The sequence below is a fragment of the Nonomuraea angiospora genome (assembly GCF_014873145.1).
GTDB classification, from domain to species: domain Bacteria; phylum Actinomycetota; class Actinomycetes; order Streptosporangiales; family Streptosporangiaceae; genus Nonomuraea; species Nonomuraea angiospora.
The window spans coordinates 6,178,245-6,199,869 of sequence record NZ_JADBEK010000001.1; the positions used below are offsets into that span (position 1 = coordinate 6,178,245).

Below are 21,625 nucleotides of genomic sequence, written 5' to 3' on the forward strand. Positions count from 1 at the left end.
AGTGCTGACCGTCGACTTCGCCCGGCTTCCCGTCGGCCCCGGCGTACGCCTGCTCGACCTGGGCTGCGGCGGCGGCAGGCACGCCTTCGAGGCGCTGCGCCGGGGAGCGGACGTGATCGCGTTCGACATGGACCAGGCGGAGCTGGACGGCGTGGCGGCCATGTTCGCGGCGATGGACAAGGCGGGCGAGGTGCCGCCGGGGGCGAGCGGGCAGATCGTCCAGGGTACGGCGCTGGACATGCCGTTCGAGGACGGCAGCTTCGACCGGGTCATCGCGGCCGAGGTGCTGGAGCACATCCCGGACGACATGGCGGCCATGCGCGAGCTCTTCCGCGTGCTCAAGCCGGGCGGCACGGCTGCCGTCACCGTGCCGAGCTTCCTGCCCGAACGGATCTGCTGGGCGCTGGACGAGGCCTACCACACGGCCCCCGGGGGACATGTCCGGATTTATACGTTGGCTGAGCTGTCGGCCAAGCTGAAGTCCATCGGGTTCGAGATCGGCCCCCACCACCACGCCCACGGCCTGCACGCGCCGTACTGGTGGATCAAGTGCGCCGTCGGCGTCGGCAACGACGACCACCCGATCGCCAAGGCGTACCACGAGCTGCTGGTCTGGGACATCATGAAGCGCCCGGCCGCCACCAGGATCGCCGAAGCGGTGCTCAACCCGATCATCGGCAAGAGCGTGGTCCTCTACGTCAGGAAGCCATGATCTCCCACGCGGAGGTCGTGCGAACGGCCGAGAGCATCGCGGCGATCCAGCAGGACGACGGCGGCGTGCCGTGGCCGGAAGGCCACGTCGACGCGTGGAACCACGTCGAGTGCCTGATGGCCATGTCCGTCGCGGGGCTCGCCGAGCCGGTACGGCGCGGCTACGCGTGGCTGGCCCGCCACCAGCGCCCCGACGGCTCCTGGCCGATGAAGCTGGCCGACGGCGTGCCCACGGAGCAGGGCGGCGAGAGCAACCACGCCGCCTACGTCGCCGCCGGGCTCTGGCACCACCACCTCGTGACCGGCGACCAGGCGTTCACCGAGGAGCACTGGCCCATGGTCAAGGCCGCGCTCGACTACGTGGCGGGGCTGCAGACCGAGCGGGGCGAGATCGTCTGGGAGCGCGACGCGCACGGCGTCGCCTCGACGCTCGCGCTGCTCACCGGGTGCTCCTCCATCCACCAGGGGCTGCGCTGCGGCGTGCTGCTCGCCGACCACCTGGGCGACCCGCAGCCGCACTGGGAGCTGGCGGCCGACCGGCTGGCGCACGTGCTGGCGACGCATCCCGAGGCGTTCGCGGACAAGAGCCGCTTCTCCATGGACTGGTACTACCCGGTGCTCGGCGGCGCGGTGCGCGGGCGGCAGGCGTTCGAGCTGCTGGAGCGCGAGTGGGCCACGTTCGTGGTGCCCGGGCTCGGGATCAGGTGCGTGTCCGACCAGCCGTGGGTGACGGGGGCGGAGACGTGCGAGCTGGTGCTCGCGCTCGACGCGCTGGGAGACCGGGGGCGGGCGGTCACGCTGTTCACGGACGTGCAGCATCTGCGGCACGAGGACGGCTCGTACTGGACGGGCTGGCAGTTCGCCAACCGCAAGCACTTCCCCCACGAACGCTCCGGGTACACGGCCGCCGCCGTCGTGCTCGCCGCCGACGCGCTGCTGGCTCTGACGCCGGGGTCGGGGCTGTTCAGGGACATCGTGGGGACGTCGGTGTCCGACCCGGAGACCTGCGGCTGCGCCGCCGGCACGGGCCTGGTACGCCGCGACGACCTCTGACCCGGTCCCCGCACAAGCGCTTTTGCGGGTTCTTTGCCCCCGAAATCCGGTGCGCCGCCGATGATCGACGCAATGGGCTTACTAGCTTCTGAGTGACTCGTACGAGGCGTCTTCGGGGGAAGCGTGGGCGACACGGGCACAACTTCGTTCTTGGATCAGGTCAGGACCGAGCCGACACTGTCCCGGGCGAGGGGGCTGCGGAGGTTCCTGGCCAAGGATCCTCTGGAGTCCGATCTGGGCCGGCGACGATTCCGGCTCAGAGGAGGAGCTTCCCGAGCGGTCTTCACCGATGCCGAAAGCTCATACGTTTTCGGCTTCAACGCGGTGATGTCCCGGGAGATCGAGAAGGTCGAGGAAATATCGGCTGAGCAGCGGCCCTTCGGCTACGAAGGGGCGGCCGCCGCCTGCACCGTACTCGACCTGCTCACGCTGACGCGGGGCCGGCGCCTTCACGAGCTACTCACCGGCCCCGCCCAGCATCATCGCCACGCCGCCTACGTCGGCGCCGGTCGCGGCTACGCCCTGCTGCGGCTGCGGCCCCTGTGGGGGGCGCGGCGCGCCCATCCGCTGCTGCGCTGGCTGGCCGTGGACGGGTTCGGGTTCCAGTGGAGCCTGGCCAGGGCCGACCGCATGGTGGGCGAGCGCACGATGCCCGACCTGCTGACCAGGGCGCACTGCGCGGTGTTCGACCAGGGGCTGGGGCGGCTGCTCTGGTACCACGACAGCGCCTCGCCCGACGACGTCGCCGCCAGGATCGGTGGATATCCGGCGGGACGTCGGGGTGACCTGTGGAGCGGGATCGGGTTCGCGGCGACGTACGCGGGCGGGGCCGACGCCGACGAGCTGTGGTGGCTGACCGAGCACGCCGGGGCCGACGGGTTCCGCGCCCACCTGGCCCAGGGGTGCGCGTTCGCCGTCGCCGCCCGGCTGCGGTCGGGGACGCTGCCGGACCATGCGGCACAGGCCGTGCCGATCCTGGCCGGGGCCGAACCCGAGGAGGCGTCCTCGTGGACGGACCAGGCGCTCCTCGCGCTCGGGCACGAGGCCCACACGCACGAGGACTTCCGGCGCTGGCAGTCCCAGACCCGCCGGTCCTGGAGCCAGCGCCACCGCTGCTGACTCCGCTCCCGGACGCTCAGATGCCGGGGCCGGCGCCACCGCTGCCGAGTCGGGCTTCGGGACGCTCAGATCCCGGAGCCGGACGGCGCCACCGCTGCAGACTGACGCTCAGATGCCGGGGCCGACGCGCTCCAGCACGCGGAGCGAGCCCTCCACCGACACCTCGCTGAAGGCGCCCGACCGCACCGCCCGCTGGTAGATGCGGTACGGCGCCTGCCCGCCGTCGGCGGGATCGGGGTAGATGTCGTGGAAGACCAGCGCCCCGCCCTCCATGACGTGCGGCGCCCAGCCCTCGTAGTCGCGGGTCACCGGCTCCTCGGAGTGCCCGCCGTCGATGAACAACATCCCCAGAGGCGTACTCCAGAGAGCCGCGACCCGCTCCGACCGGCCGACGATCGCGATCACCTCGTCCTCGAGCCCCGCCGCCGCGATCGTGGCCCTGAACGTCGGCAGCGAGTCCATCTTCCCGAACCGGGGGTCCACCAGCGTCGGGTCGTGATGGGCCCACCCGGGCTGGATCTCCTCCGAGCCCCGGTGGTGGTCCACCGTCACGACCACCGACCCGGACTGCCTGGCCGCCGCGCCGAGATAGACGGCCGACTTCCCGCAGTACGTGCCGATCTCGCAGACGGGGCCCAGCTTCCCGTAGCGGCAGGCGGCCTCGTACAGGGCCAGCCCCTCGTTGTGCGGCATGAATCCTTTGGCGTGCTTCGCTGCGTAGAGCAGCTCTGACGGCATCGTCATGGGGATGCAGCCTAGCCGAACCGAACAACATTCCAGCGGACCCTTGCAGGGCCGTTCTGAAACCTGTTCTACTTGCAACGTGAATCAGCGCGCTCGCATCGCCATGTCGGACGACGACGTCACCGCCTTCCTGGAGAACTCGCGCAAGCTGCAGCTGGCCACCATCAACGCGGACGGCACGCCCCACCTGGTGACGATGTTCTATGGGCTCGACAAGGGACGCATCACCTTCTGGACCTATGCGAAAGCCCAGAAAGCCCGCAATCTCGCCCGAGACTCCCGAGTGAGCTGCCTGATCGAGGCGGGCGACGACTACGCCGAGCTCCAAGGCGTCCTGGTGTACGGGAACGCCGAACGGGTGGACGACCGCGACCGCGTCCTGGACATCGGGATGATGGTCGCCCGGCGGATGACTCCCGGCGTACCGGACGAACTTCTGCGCCCGTACGTGGAGCAGACCGGGCAGAAGCGAGTTGCGTACGTCGTGGAGTACACCAAAGTGGTCTCATGGGATCACAGGAGGCTCGCATGAGAGTCAAGCTGGACGAGCTGGTCTGCGAGGCCAACGCCGTGTGCATGGGGCTCGCGCCGGAGGTGTTCGAGGTGGACGACGACGACCAGCTCCACATCCTGCTGCCAGAACCGCCCCCCGAGATGCAGGACCGCGTCCGCCACGCCGTCAGGTCCTGCCCCAAAGCCGCCCTTTCCGTAGAGGAATAGCCCCGCAAGGCACCAGCCGGAGGAGGAACCCCATGCGCGCCGCGATCCTGCACGCCGTAGGCAACGACAAGCTGGACATCCGCGACGACGTCACCCTGGCCCCCGTCGGGCCCGCGGACGTACGCGTACGGATCAGGGCGACGGGCGTCTGCCACTCGGACCTGTCGGCCATGACCGGCGTACTGCCGCAGCCCGTGCCGCTGGTGCTCGGGCACGAGGGCGCGGGCGAGGTGGTCGAGGTGGGCGAGCACGTCACCTCGCTCAAGCCGGGCGACCACGTGGTCATCAACTGGCGTCCCGGCTGCCAGGAGTGCGACCTGTGCCTGGGCGGCCAGCCGTACCTGTGCATCAAGTACGTGGTCGAGGCGTTCAGCAAGGGCAACTTCCGGTTCGGCGGCGACTCGGCGACGGCGTACGGGATGGCCGGCTGCGGCACCTGGGCCGAGGAGATCGTCGTGCCGTGGCAGGGCGCGATCAAGATCGACGAAGACGTGTCGTGGGAGGCGGCGGCCCTGATCGGCTGCGGCATCACGACCGGCGTGGGCGCCGCGATCAACACCGCGAAGGTCCGCCCCGGCTCCACGGTCGCGGTGATCGGCTGCGGCGGCGTCGGCCTGTCGGTCATCCAGGGCGCCCGCCTCTCCGGCGCCCGCACGATCCTCGCGGTCGACCCCCTGGAGTCCAAGCACGAGCTGGCCAAGAAGGTCGGCGCCACGCACGCCGTCACCCCCGAGCAGGTCCCCGACGCCCTGAACGAGCTCACCGCCGGCGCCGGCTTCGACTACGGCTTCGAGGTGGTCGGCAAGGCGGCCACCATCCAGAGCGCCTGGCAGATCACCCGGCAGGGCGGCGACGTCGTCGTGGTCGGGGCGGGCGCGGTGGACGACATGGTGTCGATCTCGGCGTTCAGCCTGCTGTTCGAGGGCAAGAACCTGCTGTCCAGCCTGTACGGGGAGGCGGACGTGCGCCACGCCTTCCCCTACTTCGCCAAGCTCCACAAGGCCGGCAAGCTGGACCTGGAGTCGATGATCAGCGCCCGCATCCGCCTGTCGGACCTGAACGACGCGGTGGCCGCGCTGCGGGGCGGCGAGGTCCTCCGCCAGATCGTCGTCATGGACTGACCCTGTTGCAAGCGGAAGGGGCCGCCGCGGTGGCCCCTTCTACCGCGTCGGCGACGGCGCGAGCCAGTGGCGGTTGAGGTCGCGGACGGCCTCCAGCCAGACCTGCGACCGCTCCCCGGCGGCGATCGCGTCCGCGGCGCTGTGCAGGACGGTGAACAGGAGCGTGGCCGCTATATGCGGGTCGACCTCGCGGAACGCGCCGTCGTCCATGCCCCGTCGCAGCGCCTTGGCGATGGCGGCGATGATGTCCGGCCCCTCTTCGTCCGCGGACGAAGAGGGGCCGGGCTTGGAGTGGAAGACCGCGGCGTGCAGCCCGCCGGGCCGGGCGATGACCCCGATGGCCGCCGCGCATTCGGCGTCGAGGGTGGCCCACCAGTCGATCGGCTCGGTGGACTCGGCGAGCCGGTGGAAGCGGTCCACGTAGTCCCGTAGCACGCGGTCCCGTACCGCGGCGACCATCTCCTCCCAGGAGGAGAAGTAGACGTAGAAGGTGCCCTTGGCGGCGTCGGCTTCGGCGGTGACGGCTTGGACCCAGTTGGTCACGTCCTGCCCGGAGTCCAGGAGCCGGATGGCGGCATCGATGAGTTCGCCGCGCCTGGCCTCGGGGGAAAGGCGGCGCCGGCTCCTGGAGGTGACCATCGCATCAGGCTAGCCGACCGTGCGGGCCGCGTCAGAGGCCGTACGAGCCCGCCCCCTCATCATGGGAAATGAGTCGTGGTCACCGCGTCACCCCCGCGTGGGAGACGAGAAGCTCACTGACACCCCGCAGGTTGATGTGCTCCCGGTACGGGGGCGGGTCGGCCACCAGCTCGGGCCCCCGGACACGCCGGGCGAACGCGGCCAGCGCCACCCGGCCTTCGAGCCGGGCCAGCGGCGAGCCGAGGCAGAAGTGCGGGCCGAAGCCGAATCCCAGATGCCGCACCTGCTCCCGGGACGGGTCGAACCGGTCCGGGTCCGGGTTCGCCTCCGGGTCCCGGTGAGCCGCGGCCAGCAGCAGGATGACCAGGCTGCCCGCGGGCACCTTCGCCTTCCCGACGCTCATGTCCTCCTTGGCGACCCGGGCGGTGAGCTGGACGGGCGGGTCGTAGCGCAGGGTCTCCTCGACGACCGCGGACGCCGTACCGGGGTCGGCGCGCAGGGCGGCGAGGTGGCCGGGGTGCCGCAGCAGGGCGAGCACGCCGTTGGCGATCAGGTTGACCGTCGTCTCGTGCCCCGCCACCAGCAGCAGCACGATCGTGGAGACCAGCTCGTCATGGCTGAGCACGTCCCCGCCTTCCTGCGCGGCGAGCAGTTCGGAGATCAGGTCGTCCCGGCGCGGGCTCCGGCGCCGTTCGGCGACGAGGTCATTGACGTACCGATGCATGTCGACCATGCCACCCGCCCACTCCTCGTTCCCGTCGCCAGGATTGGAGAACCCGTCGAGCAGCCGGGTGAGCTGCGCGGTCCACCGGTGGAACAACCGCTCGTCGGCCTGCGGCACCCCGAGCATCCGGCAGATGACCGTCACCGGCAGCGAGTAGGCGAGGCCGGACATCACGTCGAACGTCTCCCCGTCGGCCGCGCGGTCGAGGCACTCGTCGACCAGCCGCGTGACCGAGTCCTCCATGCGAGCGACGGTACGGGCGGTGAACGCGCTGCTGACCAGGCGCCGCAGCCGGGTGTGGTCCGGTGGGTCCAGGGAGAGGAACCATGGCCGCCGGACCGAGGCGGGAGCGTCCTGAGGGTACGGGTCGGCCGCCCCATCGGGCTGGAAGAACCGCCACCGCTCGGCACTGAGCCGCGGGTCGCGCAGCAGCGTCTCGCAGTCGTGGTAGCCCGTCACCACCAGCGAGGACATCTCCTCGATCCATAACGGGCCGCGGGCGCGGAACTCGGCGTAGATCGGGTACGGGTCGGGCCTCGACGCGTGCTCGAGAAGCTTGCCGACCAGGTGGAAACCGGACATCTCGCTGTTGGTTGCATGGGACACCTGCACTCCTCCTGATTATTGACCTAAGGTCATTAATAAATGACCCGAGGTCAATATGTCAACGGCGTACTTCACCACCGAGAGCGACCTCGTCCTCCTCGGCAGCGACATCAAGACGCGTGATGTCGTGGCCGGAGCGACCGCCCCTTGACCTCATACGGGAGCCCTGGTCTCGCGCCGGGCGCCCAGCCTGCACCGGCACCATCACCCGGCCCTGGGTCGAGGAGCGCGGGCGGCCGAGCGGCGCTGACGGGCCTCAGTGCGACGGTGGGCTTACGCGACTCACGCCAAGCCCACCGCAAAAGCTCTCTACTCGGGCGCGCCCTGGGGAGTCGGCCTTCTCAAGAAGATCAGCCTCTCCCCTTGAACGGCGACCCCGATTGTCGGAGCCGCCTGCTAGTTCTGGTGGTCGGGCACCTCGACCTGCGGGAGAGCATCCTTGATCACGGAAACCACCGGCGACCTGCTCCAAGACGACGCGCAAGCCCTCGTCAACGCGGTCAACACCGTGGGGGTGATGGGCAAGGGGATCGCCCTGGAGTTCAAGCGGGCGTTCCCTGAGGTGTTCGCCGCCTACGCGCAGGCGTGCGCCGACGGCCGCATGCGCATCGGGCACGTCCTCCCCGTACGGCTCGGCGACGGCGATCGGTGGGTGCTCAACTTCCCGACCAAACGCCACTGGCGCCAGAAGTCCAGGATGCCGGATATCGCCTCAGGGCTGGACGACTTGGCGCGGCTGCTGGTCGAGCTGCGCCTCGGCAGCGTCGCGATCCCGCCCCTGGGATGTGGGCACGGCGGGCTCGCCTGGCCGGAGGTGCGCACGCTCATCCGGGAGAAGCTGGGCGATCTGGACCTCGACATCCGGCTGTACAGCCCCGATTGAGGGTCGAGCGGCCGCTATTCGCGGTGAAAGGATAAGCGGCCTACCGCATGGCATCTGGTGTCGGCGCGACCAGAGGTGGAGGCGCTTCCTCTAAGTGCAAGCCCGTCGTCTCTTCAATGGCCGTGCGCTTCGACGAGCAGGCATAAGGACGACTTCGCCATCGGCCAGCACCGGGGTGCGCGAGGGGCGGGAGCCCCTCGCCTCGGGGTGGGCTCCAGCAGGCCAAGCCGGTAACCAGGCAACGGGTGGGCGGCGGCGAGCGGGGGTTTCGGGGGTCGAAGGGGGGCGTGAGCCCCCCTGGGAGGCGCTGTCTGGAATCCCGAGGCGCGCAGCGCCCCCCTCGTGAAAGGCCTTGCTGTTACGTCGTGGAGAAGGCGGCGTCGAAGGCGGTGGCCGGTGGGGTGATGGAGTTGAGCTTGCGGATGTAGGCGAGCGCCTCCTTGGCCCCATCCAGCCGGTCCATCCCCGCGTCCTCCCACTCGATCGAAATGGGCCCTTCGTACCCGATCGAGTTCAGCGCCCGGAAGCAGTCCTCCCAGGGCACGTCGCCCCGCCCCGTCGAGACGAAGTCCCAGCCACGGCGCATGTCGGCCCACGCCAGGTGCGAGGACAGGCGGCCCTTGCGGCCGTCGCCCACGCGCATGCGCGTGTCCTTGCAGTCGACGTGGTAGATCCGGTCCTTGAAGTCCAGGATGAACCCGACCGGGTCCAGGTCCTGCCAGACCATGTGGGACGGGTCCCAGTTCAGGCCGAAGGCGGGGCGGTGGCCGATCGCCTCCAGGGTGCGCACGGTGGTGTAGTAGTCGTACGCGATCTCGCTCGGGTGGACCTCGTGCGCGAAGCGCACCCCGACCTCGTCGAAGACGTCGAGGATCGGGTTCCAGCGGTCGGCGAAGTCCTGGTATCCGGCGTCCACCATCGACGCCGGCACCGGCGGGAACATGGCGACCGTGTGCCAGATCGACGACCCGGTGAAGCCGACCACCGTGTCCACGCCCAGCAGGGCGGCCGCGCGGGCCGTGTTCTTCATGTCCTCCGCCGCCGCCTGGCGCACCGACTCGGGGTCGCCGGAGCCCCAGATCCGGGCGGGGAGGATGGACTTGTGGCGCTCGTCGATGAGGTCGCACACCGCCTGGCCGACGAGGTGGTTGGAGATGGTCCAGACCTTGAGGCCGTGCTTTTCGAGCTGGGCGTGCTTCTGCTCCACGTACGACGGGTCCGCCACGGCCTGGGCCACGTCGAAGTGGTCGCCCGAGCAGGCGATCTCCAGGCCGTCGTAACCCCATTCGGCGGCCAGCCTGCACACCTCCTCGAACGGCAGGTCGGCCCACTGCCCCGTGAACAGGGTGACAGGTCGCATGTGTCAGTCCTCCACGTTCATGTAGCGGCTGCCCTCAGCCGCGCTGCGCTCGACCGCCTCCAGCACCCGCTGCACCCGCAGCCCGTCGGCGAACGACGGCGAGGGGTCGGCTCCGGTGGCGATCGCCGCAAGGAAGTCGTTGATCTCGTGGGTGAAGGTGTGCTCGTAGCCGAGCCCGTGCCCGGGCGGCCACCAGGCGCCCACGTAGGGGTGGTCGGGCTCGGTGACCAGGATCCGCTCGAAACCGCCGCCTCCGGAGCTGAACCACAGCTCGTTCATGGCCTCGAAGTCGAACGCCAGGCTGCCGAGCGAGCCGTTGATCTCGATGCGCATCGCGTTCTTGCGGCCGAAGGCGAAACGGGTGGCCTCGAACGAGGCCAGCCCTCCGCCCGAGAGCCGGCCGATGAACAGGGCCGCGTCGTCCACGGTCACCGGGCCCATGTCACCGGTGCCGGTGGCCGCCAGGCCCGCGGAGGCCGCGGCGACGGGGCGTTCCTTGATGAACGTCTCCGTCAGCGCGGAGACGCCCACCAGCTGCTGCCCGGTGATGAACTGGGCCGCGTCCACGATGTGCGAGCCGATGTCGCCCAGCGCGCCCGCGCCCGCCTTGTCCTTCTGCAGCCGCCAGACCAGCGGGAACTCCGGGTCGACGATCCAGTCCTGCAGGTACGCGGCGCGTACGTGCCTGACCTCGCCGATCCGTCCCTCCTCGACGTACCGGCGGGCCAGCGCGATCGCGGGCACCCGCCGGTAGTTGAAGGCCACCATGCTCTTGACCGAGGACGGCGCCGCCTGCGCGGCCCGGACCATGGCCTCGGCCTCTTCGACGGTGTTGGCCAGCGGCTTCTCGCAGAGCACGTGCTTGCCCGCCTGCAGCGCGGCGATGGCGATCTCGGCGTGCGAGTCACCGGGCGTGCAGATGTCGACGATCTGCACGTCGTCGCGCTTGATCAGCTCCCTCCAGTCCGTCTCGACGTCGGCCCAGCCGAGCTGTGCGGCGGCCGCCTCGGTGCTCTCCTTCGACCTGCCGCCGAGCACCGCCATGCGAGGCACCAAAGGCAGGTCGAAGAAGGCCGAGACGCTGCGCCAGGCCTGGGAGTGAACGCGGCCCATGAAGGCGTAGCCGATCATGCCCACGCCGATGGTGGTCTTGTCTGACATGCAACCCCCGATCAGGATTCGAAGCCGAGCGCCAGGTACTTCTCGACGTTGTCCTTGGTAATGGTCTCGGACGCGAGCGTGATGGACTGCGGAACCTGGTTCTCCACCAGATCACTCATGCCCTTCCCCTGCGCGATCAGACGCGCGAGTTTGATCGCCGAGGAGGCCATCGTTGGGCTGTAGGTGACCGTGGCCTTCAGCACCGACGTACCCGACTGGATCTCCTTCATCGCGTTCAGCGACCCGGCGCCGCCGACCATGATGAACTCGTTCCGGTTCGCCTCCTTGATCGCGGCCAGCACGCCGACGCCCTGGTCGTCGTCGTGGTTCCAGAGCGCGTCGATCTTCTTGTGCGCCTGGAGCAGCGACGTGGCCACCTGGTTGCCGGTCTCGACGGTGAACTTGGCGTCCTGCTTGGCCGTGACGCTGAACCCGAACGTCTTCAGCGCGTCGGCGAAGCCCTTGCTGCGGTCCTGCGTCAGCGGCAGCGTGGCGATGCCCTGGATCTCGACGATGACGGGGTTGGTGACGCCCTTGTCCTTGAGCTGCTTGCCGATGTACTGCCCGGCCGCGACGCCCATGCCGTAGTTGTCGCCGCCGATCCAGGTCCGGTAGGCCAGCTTGTCGGGGAAGACGCGGTCGAGGTTGATGACCGGGATCCCGGCCGCGGTGGCCTGCAGCGCGACCTGGTTCAGCTGCTGGCCGTCGTTGGGCAGGATGACCAGCGCGCTCACCTTGGCCGCGATGAGCGACTCGACCGCGGAGATCTGCTGGTTGATGTCGTTCGTCGGCTCGACGGGCTTGAAGTCGACGTCGGAGTACTGCTTCGCGGCGCTCTCGGCGTTCTTGGCGATGGCCGCGATCCAGCCGTGGTCGGCGGCGGGCGCCGAGAAGCCGATCGTGACCTTGTCGCCCGGCTGGTCGTTGCCGCTGGCCGCGGGGGCCGGGGCCGAGGCCGCGCTGCTGGGCGCGGCCGCGGGCTCGTTGCTGGTGCAGCCCGTCGCTAAGAGTACGGCTCCGCCGACGAGGAATCCCCTGCGCGCGACGTTCTCACTCATGGTGCTCTCTCCTTCAAGTTCCGCCGCTGGAGAAGGACCGCGACGACGATGATCAGGCCCTTGGCGATCAGCTGGTCGCTGGTGTTGAGCCCGTTGAGAATGAAAAGGTTGGTGATGAGGGTGAAGATCAGCAGACCCAGGATCGAGCCCACGATCGTGCCCCGGCCCCCGGTGAGCAGCGTGCCGCCGATGATCACGGCGGCGATGGCGTCGAGCTCGTACAGGTCGCCGTGGGTGGACGAGCCCGTCGTCGTACGCGCCATGATGAGGATCGCGGCGATGCCGCAGCAGAGCCCCGACAGGGCGTAGAGCAGCATCGTGTGCCTGCGCACGTCGATCCCGGCGAGCCTGGCCGCCTCGGGGTTGCCCCCGACCGCGTACGTCCGCCGGCCGAACGTCGTGCGGTTGAGCACGATCCACCCGAGCACCACGACCAGGGCGAAGATGTAGACCAGCAGCGGGATGCCGAGCAGGCGCGTGGTCGACAGGTCCACGATGGCGGAGTTCTCGGACTGGATGAGCTGCGTCTTGCGGTCGGACATGCGCTGCGCCAGCCCTCGGGCGGCGACGAGCATGGCCAGCGTCGCGATGAACGGCACCAGTCGCCCGTAGGCGATGAGTAACCCGTTGACCAGCCCCGCCCCGGTGCCGACGAGGATGGCGCAGATCGCCATCACCACCGGCCCGTACGACTGCGTGGCCAGCGTCGTGGCCCAGACCGAGGCCAGCGCCATGACCGCGCCGACCGACAGGTCGATGCCACCACCGATGATCACGAACGTGGCCCCGACCGTGATCACGCCGATCGTGGCGGCCAGGGAGAGGATGCTGACGAGGTTGGAGGCGGTGGCGAAGTTCTCGGGCACGGTGACGAGGCCGACGACGATCAGCAGCGCCAGGGCCGCCAGCAGCCCAAGATGTCGCATTTCTCCGAAACTGGCGCGGAAGCCGCCCGGCGGCGAGGGCGCCCCCGCTCCCGCGAGCGGCCGGTCCGTTGTGGGCTCGCTCATCACGCCGCCCTCCCATTCATGATCATGTCGAGTACGCGGTGCTCGTCCAGGCCCTCGGCGTCGCCCTCGTGGATGACCGTGCCCTCGCGTAACACGAGCACCCGGTCGGCCAGGCCGAGCACCTCGGGGACCTCGCTGGAGACCAGCAGCACGCCGATCCCCTGCTCGGCCAGGTTGCGGATCACCGCGTACAGCTCAGCCCTGGCGCCCACGTCCACGCCTCTGGTCGGCTCGTCGAGCAGGAGCAGCTTGCGGCCGCCGAGCAGCCAGCGGGCCAGCACGGCCTTCTGCTGGTTGCCGCCGGACAGGGTCCGGATCGGGCGTTCGGGGTCAGGTGGCCTGATGTCCAGCATTTCCGACAGGCGCTTGGCCTCGGCCCGCTCCCGCTTGCGGTCGATCCAACCGAACCTGGCGAACCCCGGCAGGGTGCCCAGCGTGATGTTGGCGGTGACGCTCTGGTCGAGGAGGAGGGCCTGGGCCTTGCGTTCCTCCGGGGCCAGGCCCATGCCTCGCTTGACGGTGCCGACGACGTTGCGGCGCACGGGGGCTCCGGCGAGCAGGACGCGTCCCGAGGCGGGGCGGGCGCCGTACACGGCCTCCAGGATCTCCGAGCGGCCCGAGCCGACGAGCCCGGCCAGCCCGACGATCTCGCCGGCCCGCACGGAGAACGACACGTCCGAGAAGACGCCCGGCGAGGACAGGTTCTCGACCTTGAGCACCTCCTCGCCCGGCGCGCGGCCGGCCCGTGGCGGGAAGACGTATTCGACGTTCCTGCCGGTCATGAGCGAGACGATCTCCCCGGTTGGGGTGTCGCGCGCGGACAGGCCGACGGCGACCGTGCGGCCGTCCTTCAGCACGGTGACCCGGTCGCCGATCTCGCGGATCTCCTCCAGGCGGTGGGAGATGTAGACCACGGCCACGCCCTGGGCGGTCAGCTCGCGGATGATGCGGAAGAGGTTCGTCACCTCGTCGTGGGCGAGGGCGGCGGACGGCTCGTCCATGATGATCAGGCGGGCGTCGTGGGAGAGCGCCCTGGCCATGGACACGACCTGCTTGGCCGCCGGCGACAGCCGCCCCACCTCGGCCGACGCGCGGATCTCCCCGTGGCCGAGCCGTTCGAGCACCTCGCGGGCGGCGCGCCTGGCGGCCGCCCGGTTGACGAAGCCGAAGCGGGCGTGCTCGTGGCCGAGGAAGATGTTCTCGGCCACGCTGAGCCCGTCGACCAGGTCGAGCTCCTGGTAGATCGTGGCGAAGCCGAGCCTGATGGCGTCGATGGGGCTGCTCGGGCGCACTTCCTGGTCGTTGAACCGGATCGTGCCCTCGTCCGGCTGGTGCACCCCGGCGAGCACCTTGATCAGGGTGGACTTGCCGGCGCCGTTCTGGCCGAGCAGGCAGTGCACCTCGCCCGCCCGTACGTCCAGGTCGACCCCGTCCAGCGCGCGCACTCCGGGGAACTGCTTGACGATGCCCTGCATGACCAGCATCGGGGAAGGTCCCTTTCAGGCGTTGACGATCCGGTTGATGTTGTCCGGCGACAGGTAGTGCTCGATGGCGAGGATCCCCGCCCCGAGCGCCGCCGCGTTGATGCCCGTACGGCTCGGCGTGATCGACAGGTGGTGCGTGGCCAGCGGGAGCGACCTGCGGTAGACCGTCTCCCTGATGCCGGCCAGCAGGTGCTCGTGCACCCGTGACAGCGCTCCGCCGATGACGATGACCTCGGGGTTGAAGAAGTTGACCAGGCCGGCCAGCACCTCGCCGACGAGCCGGCCGGCCTCTCTGACCAGCCGCAGTGCCTGGGTGTTGCCCGCCTGTACGAGCGCCACGACGTCGGCTCCCGACTCGGCCGGCAGGCCCAGCTCGCTCAGCCGCCGCGCGATGGCGGCGCCGCCGGCCACGGCCTCCAGGCAGGCGCTGTTGCCGCACCGGCAGCCCGCGTCCTCGTGGCCGCTGACCCGGATGTGCCCGATGTCGCCGGCCGAGCCCTGGGCGCCCCTGTGGAGCTTGCCCTCGGCCACGATGCCGCAGCCGATGCCCGTGCCGACCTTGACGAACAGCAGGTGGCCGGCGCCGGGGAACGAGTGGCGGTGCTCGCCGAGCGCCATCACGTTGACGTCGTTGTCGACCAGCACCGACACGCCCTCGAAGTACTCGGGGATCGGGTAGTCGTTCCAGCCCGGCATGATCGGCGGGTTGTTCGGCCGCCCCGTGGCGAACTCCACCGGCCCCGGCACCCCGATCCCGATGGCGCGCAGCGCCGACCGCGGCCGCCCCGCCTCGCCGAGCAGCCGGTCGAGACGCTGGTCCACGTGGGCGAGCACTTTCTCCGGCCCCTCGCCGATCAGCAGCGAGTCCTCGCACTCGGCCAGCAGGTTGCCCGAGATGTCCATCAACGCGACCCGGCAGTGGGTGGCGCCCAGGTCGACGCCCGCGAATGCGTGGTCCTCGGTGTGCAGGCGCAGCTGGCGCGGCGGCCGGCCGCCGGTGGACTCACCGCTCTCGCTCTCCTCGACCAGCCCTCGCTCGATCAGCGCGTCCACGCGCTGGGAGATCGTGGACCTGGCCAGGCCGGTGAGCCTCGCTAGATCAGAACGGGTCGTGGCCGAGCCTGCGCTGATCAACGTCAGCACATCTCCGGCCGAGCCCGGCTGGGGGGTCATGCCGCGACAATAAGATCACCGATGCGGCAAATCAAGAGTAGGGATCGACAAAACTCCGCCGACTTCCGCCGAAGATCGAACAAAGCCCGGTTTTTCCGGCTTTTTGGGCATCTATCGCAACTTCGCGCTTCGGCTAGGGTCCCTCGAGGAGCGGCCACGTCGGCGTCGCCCCCTGGCGGAAGTCCCCCCGGGAGCCTGGCTTGTTACGTCGCGTCATCCACGTCGCCCTGCCGGCCGCGATCATCGTCAGCCTGCCGGCCTGGTGGGCCCATGGCGTCCTCACCACCCAGACCGACGAGGCCCTGCGGCCGGCGTGGGCGCGCCACCCCGACCAGCGGATCGGCTCGCTCGTGGTCAACTACGGCGGCCCCGGGGTCTCGGGCGTGGCGGCGTTCATCGCGGATCCCGAACCGTTGAACACGGTGGCCGCGTACCTGCTGGACGGGGTGATCCCCGCCGCCGACGTGAAGTGCCCGGCGGCGGGGGCCCGCAAGCGTTAGAGCATCGCCTTCATCGAGTCGGCGGCCGTGAGCACGTAGGGCTGCTCGGCCATGATGGCCTCCCAGTTGCCGGCGACGGCCTCCGGCGTGAGGTCGTCGGTCTTCCAGCCGGGCCCCTCGGCCACGAACACCCGGGCCACCCTGCCGCCGCCCACGCTGAACACCTCGCCGCTCGCCTCGCACGTCTCGTGCACGAGGTAGGCCACCAGCGCGCTCACCCGCTCCGGCGTGAACTTGGCCTCGAACTCGGACGGCAGCAGCGCCTCCGTCATCCGGGTCCAGGCGATGGGCGCGATGGCGTTGGCCTTGATGCCGTTGCGGGCGCCCTCGATGCCGAGCGTCTTGGTCAGCCCGACCAGGCCCATCTTGGCGGTGGAGTAGTTGGCCTGGCCGAAGTTGCCGAACAGGCCGGCCGGGCTGGAGGTGTTGACGATGCGGCCGTAGCCGGCCGCCTTCATCAGCGGGTACGCGGCCTGGCTGACCAGGTACGAGCCGCGCACGTGGACGGCCAGCACCCCGTCGAAGTCCTCGACCGTCATCTTCCCGAACGACTTGTCCCGCAGGATGCCGGCGTTGTTGACGACGATGTCCACCTTGCCGAACGCGTCCACGGCGGCCTGCACGATGGCCCTGGCGCCCTCCGGCGTGGCGACGTTGTCGGCGTTGGCGACGGCCTGGCCGCCGTTCTTCGTGATGAGCTCGACCACGTCGGCGGCGGGCCCCGTGGAGGCGCCCGTGCCGTCGAGCGCGCCCCCGAGGTCGTTGACGACGACCTTGGCGCCCCGCTCGGCCAGCAGGAGCGCGTGCGACCTGCCCAGACCGTGCCCGGCGCCCGTGACGATCGCGACCCTGTCATCGAACCGAAGCATCGAACCTCCCACGCAGGAGAACAACATTCTGTTACGAGCTACGATAGACCGCGTCAGGGCAGGCGCCACAGGTCGGGTTCGCCGGGTTGTCTGCGTACCCGCCCCTTGGCCGCCAGCCACGCCAGGTGGGCCAGCGTCTCGTTGTTGGCCGCGCGCCGCATGAACGGCGGGATCGTCTCCCACGGCCGCGACCACGAGAGGCGGGTGGCCACGTCCCAGCACGTGACGCCGTCCAGGGAGCCGACGACCTGCTCGATCTCCGCCAGCCGCGCGTCGTGGTGCGCCAGCACGTGGTCCACCCGCTCGGCCAGTTCCAGGAAGCGGTACTCGTGGGCCGGCAGCACCTCCTCCACGTCCAGCTTGCGCACGGCGGCCAGCGCGTCGAGGTAGTCGGCCAGCGGGTTCGGGCCCGACTGGGGGTGGACGGCCACGATGGGCGTGATCTTCGCCAGCACGTGGTCGCCGGAGAACAGCAGCCGGCGCGAGGGCGAGACGAAGCACAGGTGGCCGGGCGAGTGGCCGGGCGTCCAGATCGCCCGCAGGTCCCAGCCGGGCAGGCCGAGCTCGTCGCCGTCCTCGACCAGCCGGTCCGGTCTGGCCATCGAGACCACGTGCCTGATCATCATGGACGCGCCGGCCAGGTCGTCCAGCGTCAGCGGCGGCACGCCGCAGCGGGCCAGCAGCGCGCGTTCGCGCTCGACGAGGGAGTCGATGACCTCGTCGTCGTAGCGCTCGCGGATCAGGCGGGCGTCGGCAGGGTGCAGGGCGATCCAGGCGCCCGACGTCTCGCGGATGCGCCCGGCCAGGCCGTAGTGGTCGGGGTGGATGTGGGTGACGAGCACGCCCTTGACGTCGGTGATCGCGTACCCGGCCACGCCGAGACCCGCGACGAGCGCGTCGTACGCCTCGTCGGTGTTCCACCCGGCGTCGACGATCACCACGCCGTCGGGGAGTTCGAGGACATAGACCAGTACGTACCGCAGGGGGTTGATGGGAATCGGCACCGGGACCGACCACAGCCCCGGACGCACCCGCTCGACCTCGGGGATCGCCCCGCCCACCCACGCCTCCCGCTGCGCCAGGCTCGCGGGAGTCACCACAAATTTCGCCACACGCCGAATATAGTTCTGTGTCCGAATCATGTTCTACTGGGGTCATGAAGCTGCGCCGCGAGCTCTCCGACGATGGCCGGTTCGTACGGCAGCCGAACCGCTTCACCGACCGCCTCGGCCCTCCCGAACCCGGCCGCTACCGCCTCTACGCCTCCTACGCCTGCCCGTGGGCGCAGCGCGTGCTGATCGTCCGGGCGCTGCTCGGCCTGAAGGACGTGCTGGACGTCACGATCGTCGACCCCATCCGCGACGAGAAGGGCTGGCGCGTCCCGGACGGCGATCCCGAGTATCTGTCGGAGCTCTACCACGCGACCGACCCGGACTACACGGGCCGCTACACCGTGCCGTGCGTCTGGGACACCAAGGACAAGCGGATCGTCACCAACGACTTCCCGCAGATCACCCTCGATCTGGAAATGTCATGGGGAACCTCCCCTGACCTCTATCCGGAACGCCTCCGCCCCGACATCGACATCATGAACGACCGCCTCTACCACGGCCTCAACAACGCGGTCTACGAGGCAGGCTTCTCCCGCGACCAGCAGGTGTACGAGGAGGCCGTGGCCCGGGTCTTCGGCACGCTCGACCTCCTGGAGGTGCGCCTGGCCGAGTCGGAATACCTCTTCGACGTCCTCACCGACAGCGACGTGCGCCTCTACACGACCCTGGCCAGGTTCGACGCCGTCTATCACGGGCACTTCAAGTGCTCGGTGCGGCGGCTGATCGACTATCCGGCGCTGTGGGCGTACGCGCGCCGGCTCTACGCGATTCCGGCCTTCCGCGAAACCACCGTCTTCGACCAGATCAAGCGTCATTACTACATCACCCAGACCAACATCAACCCGAGTGGGATCGTGCCCGTGGGGCCGGAGATCGACTGGAGCCTGTAGGCGCGGGCATCCGTACGAACAGCAGGGCCGAGGCCAGCACGACCAGCGCGGCTCCGGCCCACGCCACGGCCACGCCCGCCTGTCCTGCCAGAGCGCCGAGCGTCAGGTTGGCCATGACCCCGCCCGCCTGCAGCGACAGCGAACTGGTCGAGGTGACGGTGGTGCGCTCGGCCGCGCCGACCGCGTTGTGGGTCATCTCCAGGCAGAGCAGGCCCGTCACCGAGAGCCCCACGAAGAGCGTCATGTACGCCAGCCCGGCGCTCACCAGGCCCGCCGGGCCGCCGAGCCCCGCGGTCGCGGCGAGCGCCCCGACGGACAGCGCGGCCAGCACGGAGCCGGCGATCGCGCCCCTGGCCGAACCCCCGGCCAGCCGAGCCACGCGGGGCGCCAGCGCGGCACCCGCCGCGCTGCTCGCGAACCCGAGCGCCGAGACCACGGCGTAGGCCAGGCTGCCCCGCTCGGCCGTGCCGGCCAGCTCGGCCAGCCGCCCGGGGGTGAGCAGCTCGATGCTGCACAGCACCACGCCGGAGGCCGCCGCGGCGGCCGTCATGCGGCGCAGCACGGGCGCGCCCGCCGCCAGCCGGATGCCCGACACGACCGTGGCCGGCACCTCGCGCAGCACGCTCGCCAGCGACCTGCGGGCGTGCTCGGGCTCCGGCATCGCGAACACCACCACGACCAGCAGCACGACCGCCGCCACCGCGCCCACCAGAGGCGGCGCGGCCAGCGGGAAGATCACCTGCGGCGGCACCAGGAGCGGAAGGCCGCCGCCCGCCAGCACGCCCACGCACAGCGCAACCGACTCCATCGCGCCGCCCCTGGCCAGCCCCGGCTTGAGGTCGGCGTCGCGGCCCTCGATCCCGTGGAGCGTGTCGACGTACCAGGAGGTGGCCGGGCCGCTGGACAGCGCCCTGGCCACGCCCTTGAGCACGCCGCTGATCAGGAACATCCAGAACGTCGTGGAGACGGCGATCAGCGCGAGCGCGGCCACGGTGAACGCGGCGGAGACGGCCAGCACCACGCGCCGCCCGAGGACGTCGGCCAGGCCGCCGGTCGGCAGCTCCAAAGTGGCGGTGACGACCGAGAACACCGTCACCGACAGCCCCACCTCCGCCAGGCTGAGCCCCCGCGCGGTCATGAGCAGCACCATGGTGGCCACCATCAGGCCCAGGGGCAGCCAGGTCAGGAAGCTGACGAGCATGTAGCGGCGTAAGGCCGAGCGTGCGGTCATGACCCCTCCTCCGTCGATCGCGGTACGGCGCCGTGCCAGGCGCTGACCTGCCTGGCCTCGGGATCGCCGGCGTATTTGGCGGCGAGCTCGCGCAGCAGCTGCGCGGCCCTGTCGTTGAACTCGCGCACCCCGGCGGGCGGCAGCGAGACGATGTGGTCGCTCATCCCCGCCACGTCGACCCAGTCGCGCGACCAGCCGTCCGGGTCGAACTCCCCCATCACCCGCCCGACGAACTCGCCCTGCCGCAGGTGCATGATCCGGACCGCCTCGCGGCCCTCGGCCGTGGCGGACAGCTCGCCGGCGTCCCACGAGGTGTAGTCGTGGCGGGCCCGCCAGCGCCGCTCGCGCCCGTCGCGCCGGTCGTCGTCCTCCTCGATGAAGCCGAACTTGAACAGCTCCCGCAGGTGGTAGCTGGTGGAACCCGAGCTCTCGCCGACCTTGCGCCCCAGCTCGCTCGCGGTCGCGGGGCCGTCGGAGCGCAGCAGGCCGAGCAGGCGCACGCGCAGGGGGTGGGAGACCGCTTTGAGGACCCGCGGGTCGCTGATCTTGTACTGCTCCATCACGCCTTCCACCGTAAACCGCAAAGCTAATTTTGCAAAGAGATTTTTGCGACCTCGGCGGCTTCTAAACTGTGGGGATGCTTGACGACATCTGGGTGGACGACTCCGTCTTCGCGCTGCGCCCCGACTTCGCGGTGCTGGTCATGACCGCGCACGGCCTGCGCAACGGGCCCACGGACGACCGGTCCCGGGCCTGGCTGGCGGCGGCCTCCGAGTACGAGGTGCAGACGGACAAGATCGACGCCTGGAAGGACGCCTATCGGGCGTTCGGCGCCAAACCGCAGCGCACCAGGCCCTCGGTCGACGCCCTGACCCGCAGGATGCCGCTGCCGGAGATCAACCAGGCCGTCGACGCGTACAACTCGATCAGCGTGAAGCACGCGCTGCCGATCGGCGGCGAGGACCTCGACCACTACGCGGGCCCGGCCCGGCTGCTGCGGGCGACCGGCGACGAGGCGTCCGAGGAGGCGCTCGGCACGCCCGAGCCGGGCGAGGTGATCTGGCGCGACGACGTCGGCGTCACCTGCCGCCGGTGGAACTGGCGTCAGGTCGCGCGCACCCGGCTCACCGAGGAGACCACCAACGCGATCTTCCTCCTCGAACGCCTCGAGCCGATGTCGATGGAGGAGCTCAAGGAGGCGGGCGAGGAGCTGGCCGCCCTGCTGTCCGAGTTGTCCCCAGAGGTGCGGATTGCTAGCAGATTGGTGTCCGGCGGGAAATAAACGTCCCGTCGTGGTGTTGATACCAAAGAGTAATAATTGCGGCACCACCCGGATTGACTAGGGGGACGTGACCTCTTTGCACTGTCCTGAGAGGATCGTTCGAGGCGGCACGCCCTCTTCGGCGCGCGCTGCCGGTCCGGGCGAGTAGCCTTGGACAGGTTCTCTAACATCAACG

24 protein-coding genes are annotated in these 21,625 nt (G+C 70.2%); 11 read left to right on the plus strand and 13 right to left on the minus strand.

What is annotated here, in order from left to right; all coding sequences use genetic code 11:
• Position 1: 1 nt before the first annotated feature.
• The 3 genes from H4W80_RS27785 (at position 2) to H4W80_RS27795 (ending at position 2,883) form a co-directional block, all read left to right on the plus strand.
• Positions 2–712, plus strand: coding sequence for a class I SAM-dependent methyltransferase (locus H4W80_RS27785; RefSeq protein WP_192787777.1), 711 nt, complete (start codon positions 2–4; stop codon positions 710–712).
• A complete protein-coding gene (locus tag H4W80_RS27790; protein ID WP_192787778.1) occupies positions 709–1,764 on the plus strand; it encodes a glycoside hydrolase family 15 protein in 1,056 nt (351 codons plus the stop codon). The genes H4W80_RS27785 and H4W80_RS27790 overlap by 4 nt, the downstream gene beginning before the upstream one ends.
• A gap of 123 nt (positions 1,765–1,887) precedes the next feature.
• Complete coding sequence (locus H4W80_RS27795) at positions 1,888–2,883, plus strand: DUF1702 family protein (protein ID WP_318787087.1); 996 nt, start codon at positions 1,888–1,890, stop codon at positions 2,881–2,883.
• Between the two features lie 108 nt (positions 2,884–2,991).
• Here H4W80_RS27795 and H4W80_RS27800 read toward each other — a convergent pair whose 3' ends face one another.
• Positions 2,992–3,621 (minus strand): class I SAM-dependent methyltransferase, encoded by a 630-nt coding sequence (locus H4W80_RS27800; RefSeq protein ID WP_192793774.1) that lies wholly within the window; start codon positions 3,619–3,621, stop codon positions 2,992–2,994.
• An 85-nt stretch (positions 3,622–3,706) separates the two neighbouring features.
• Here H4W80_RS27800 and H4W80_RS27805 point away from each other — a divergent pair, with 85 nt between their 5' ends.
• From H4W80_RS27805 to H4W80_RS27815, 3 genes are read left to right on the plus strand one after another with little or no spacing between them, the layout of a single operon-like run.
• Entirely contained in the window at positions 3,707–4,159 is a 453-nt protein-coding gene (locus tag H4W80_RS27805; RefSeq protein WP_192787780.1) for a pyridoxamine 5'-phosphate oxidase family protein, read from the plus strand.
• Entirely contained in the window at positions 4,156–4,347 is a 192-nt protein-coding gene (locus tag H4W80_RS27810; protein ID WP_192787781.1) for a ferredoxin, read from the plus strand. Before H4W80_RS27805 ends, H4W80_RS27810 begins: the two co-directional genes overlap by 4 nt.
• A gap of 32 nt (positions 4,348–4,379) precedes the next feature.
• Complete coding sequence (locus H4W80_RS27815; protein ID WP_192787782.1) at positions 4,380–5,468, plus strand: Zn-dependent alcohol dehydrogenase; 1,089 nt, start codon at positions 4,380–4,382, stop codon at positions 5,466–5,468.
• 39 nt (positions 5,469–5,507) lie between these two features.
• Here the strand turns inward: H4W80_RS27815 and H4W80_RS27820 are convergent, their stop codons facing one another.
• Positions 5,508–6,107, minus strand: a complete 600-nt coding sequence (locus tag H4W80_RS27820; protein ID WP_192787783.1) for a TetR/AcrR family transcriptional regulator — start codon at positions 6,105–6,107, stop codon at positions 5,508–5,510.
• A 79-nt stretch (positions 6,108–6,186) separates the two neighbouring features.
• Positions 6,187–7,413: a cytochrome P450 gene (locus H4W80_RS27825; RefSeq protein ID WP_192793775.1), complete on the minus strand. Its 1,227-nt coding sequence runs from the start codon at positions 7,411–7,413 to the stop codon at positions 6,187–6,189.
• Here H4W80_RS27825 and H4W80_RS64665 point away from each other — a divergent pair.
• Both H4W80_RS64665 and H4W80_RS27830 read left to right on the plus strand, forming a co-directional pair.
• Positions 7,388–7,459, plus strand: coding sequence for a hypothetical protein (locus tag H4W80_RS64665; protein WP_378526215.1), 72 nt, complete (start codon positions 7,388–7,390; stop codon positions 7,457–7,459). The genes H4W80_RS27825 and H4W80_RS64665 overlap by 26 nt on opposite strands.
• Before the next feature lie 417 nt (positions 7,460–7,876).
• Positions 7,877–8,320, plus strand: coding sequence for a macro domain-containing protein (locus H4W80_RS27830; RefSeq protein WP_192787784.1), 444 nt, complete (start codon positions 7,877–7,879; stop codon positions 8,318–8,320).
• Positions 8,321–8,678: 358 nt separating this feature from the next.
• Here the strand turns inward: H4W80_RS27830 and H4W80_RS27835 are convergent, their stop codons facing one another.
• The 6 genes from H4W80_RS27835 to H4W80_RS27860 form a co-directional block, all read right to left on the minus strand.
• Positions 8,679–9,680 (minus strand): sugar phosphate isomerase/epimerase family protein, encoded by a 1,002-nt coding sequence (locus H4W80_RS27835; RefSeq protein WP_192787785.1) that lies wholly within the window; start codon positions 9,678–9,680, stop codon positions 8,679–8,681.
• Between the two features lie 3 nt (positions 9,681–9,683).
• Entirely contained in the window at positions 9,684–10,841 is a 1,158-nt protein-coding gene (locus H4W80_RS27840) for a Gfo/Idh/MocA family protein (RefSeq protein WP_192787786.1), read from the minus strand.
• An 11-nt stretch (positions 10,842–10,852) separates the two neighbouring features.
• Positions 10,853–11,899, minus strand: a complete 1,047-nt coding sequence (locus H4W80_RS27845) for an ABC transporter substrate-binding protein (protein ID WP_192787787.1) — start codon at positions 11,897–11,899, stop codon at positions 10,853–10,855.
• Positions 11,896–12,825, minus strand: coding sequence for an ABC transporter permease (locus H4W80_RS27850; protein ID WP_225963698.1), 930 nt, complete (start codon positions 12,823–12,825; stop codon positions 11,896–11,898). The genes H4W80_RS27845 and H4W80_RS27850 overlap by 4 nt, the downstream gene beginning before the upstream one ends.
• Positions 12,826–12,908: 83 nt before the next feature.
• A complete protein-coding gene (locus H4W80_RS27855; RefSeq protein WP_225963699.1) occupies positions 12,909–14,393 on the minus strand; it encodes a sugar ABC transporter ATP-binding protein in 1,485 nt (494 codons plus the stop codon).
• Positions 14,394–14,408: 15 nt separating this feature from the next.
• Positions 14,409–15,566 (minus strand): ROK family transcriptional regulator, encoded by a 1,158-nt coding sequence (locus H4W80_RS27860; RefSeq protein WP_192787789.1) that lies wholly within the window; start codon positions 15,564–15,566, stop codon positions 14,409–14,411.
• Positions 15,567–15,766: 200 nt separating this feature from the next.
• Here H4W80_RS27860 and H4W80_RS27865 point away from each other — a divergent pair, with 200 nt between their 5' ends.
• Positions 15,767–16,066 carry a hypothetical protein gene (locus H4W80_RS27865; protein ID WP_192787790.1) on the plus strand — a complete coding sequence of 100 codons (300 nt, stop codon included), beginning with the start codon at positions 15,767–15,769 and terminating at the stop codon, positions 16,064–16,066.
• On the opposite strand, the gene H4W80_RS27870 is transcribed toward H4W80_RS27865, so the two are convergent.
• Positions 16,063–16,935 (minus strand): SDR family oxidoreductase, encoded by an 873-nt coding sequence (locus H4W80_RS27870; RefSeq protein WP_192787791.1) that lies wholly within the window; start codon positions 16,933–16,935, stop codon positions 16,063–16,065. The genes H4W80_RS27865 and H4W80_RS27870 overlap by 4 nt on opposite strands.
• Positions 16,936–16,988: 53 nt before the next feature.
• On the minus strand, positions 16,989–18,047 hold the full coding sequence (locus tag H4W80_RS27875) for an MBL fold metallo-hydrolase (RefSeq protein WP_318787089.1): 1,059 nt from the start codon (positions 18,045–18,047) through the stop codon (positions 16,989–16,991).
• A 44-nt stretch (positions 18,048–18,091) separates the two neighbouring features.
• On the opposite strand from H4W80_RS27875, the gene H4W80_RS27880 reads away from it, so the two are divergent.
• A complete protein-coding gene (locus H4W80_RS27880; protein ID WP_192787793.1) occupies positions 18,092–18,937 on the plus strand; it encodes a glutathione S-transferase family protein in 846 nt (281 codons plus the stop codon).
• Here the strand turns inward: H4W80_RS27880 and H4W80_RS27885 are convergent.
• Positions 18,885–20,168 (minus strand): MFS transporter, encoded by a 1,284-nt coding sequence (locus H4W80_RS27885; protein WP_192787794.1) that lies wholly within the window; start codon positions 20,166–20,168, stop codon positions 18,885–18,887. The two genes, H4W80_RS27880 and H4W80_RS27885, sit on opposite strands and share 53 nt — an antisense overlap.
• Entirely contained in the window at positions 20,165–20,728 is a 564-nt protein-coding gene (locus tag H4W80_RS27890; RefSeq protein ID WP_225965325.1) for a helix-turn-helix domain-containing protein, read from the minus strand. The genes H4W80_RS27885 and H4W80_RS27890 overlap by 4 nt, the downstream gene beginning before the upstream one ends.
• 77 nt (positions 20,729–20,805) lie before the next feature.
• On the opposite strand from H4W80_RS27890, the gene H4W80_RS27895 reads away from it, so the two are divergent.
• Positions 20,806–21,450, plus strand: coding sequence for a B3/B4 domain-containing protein (locus H4W80_RS27895; protein ID WP_192787796.1), 645 nt, complete (start codon positions 20,806–20,808; stop codon positions 21,448–21,450).
• The last annotated feature ends 175 nt before the right edge of the window (positions 21,451–21,625 follow it).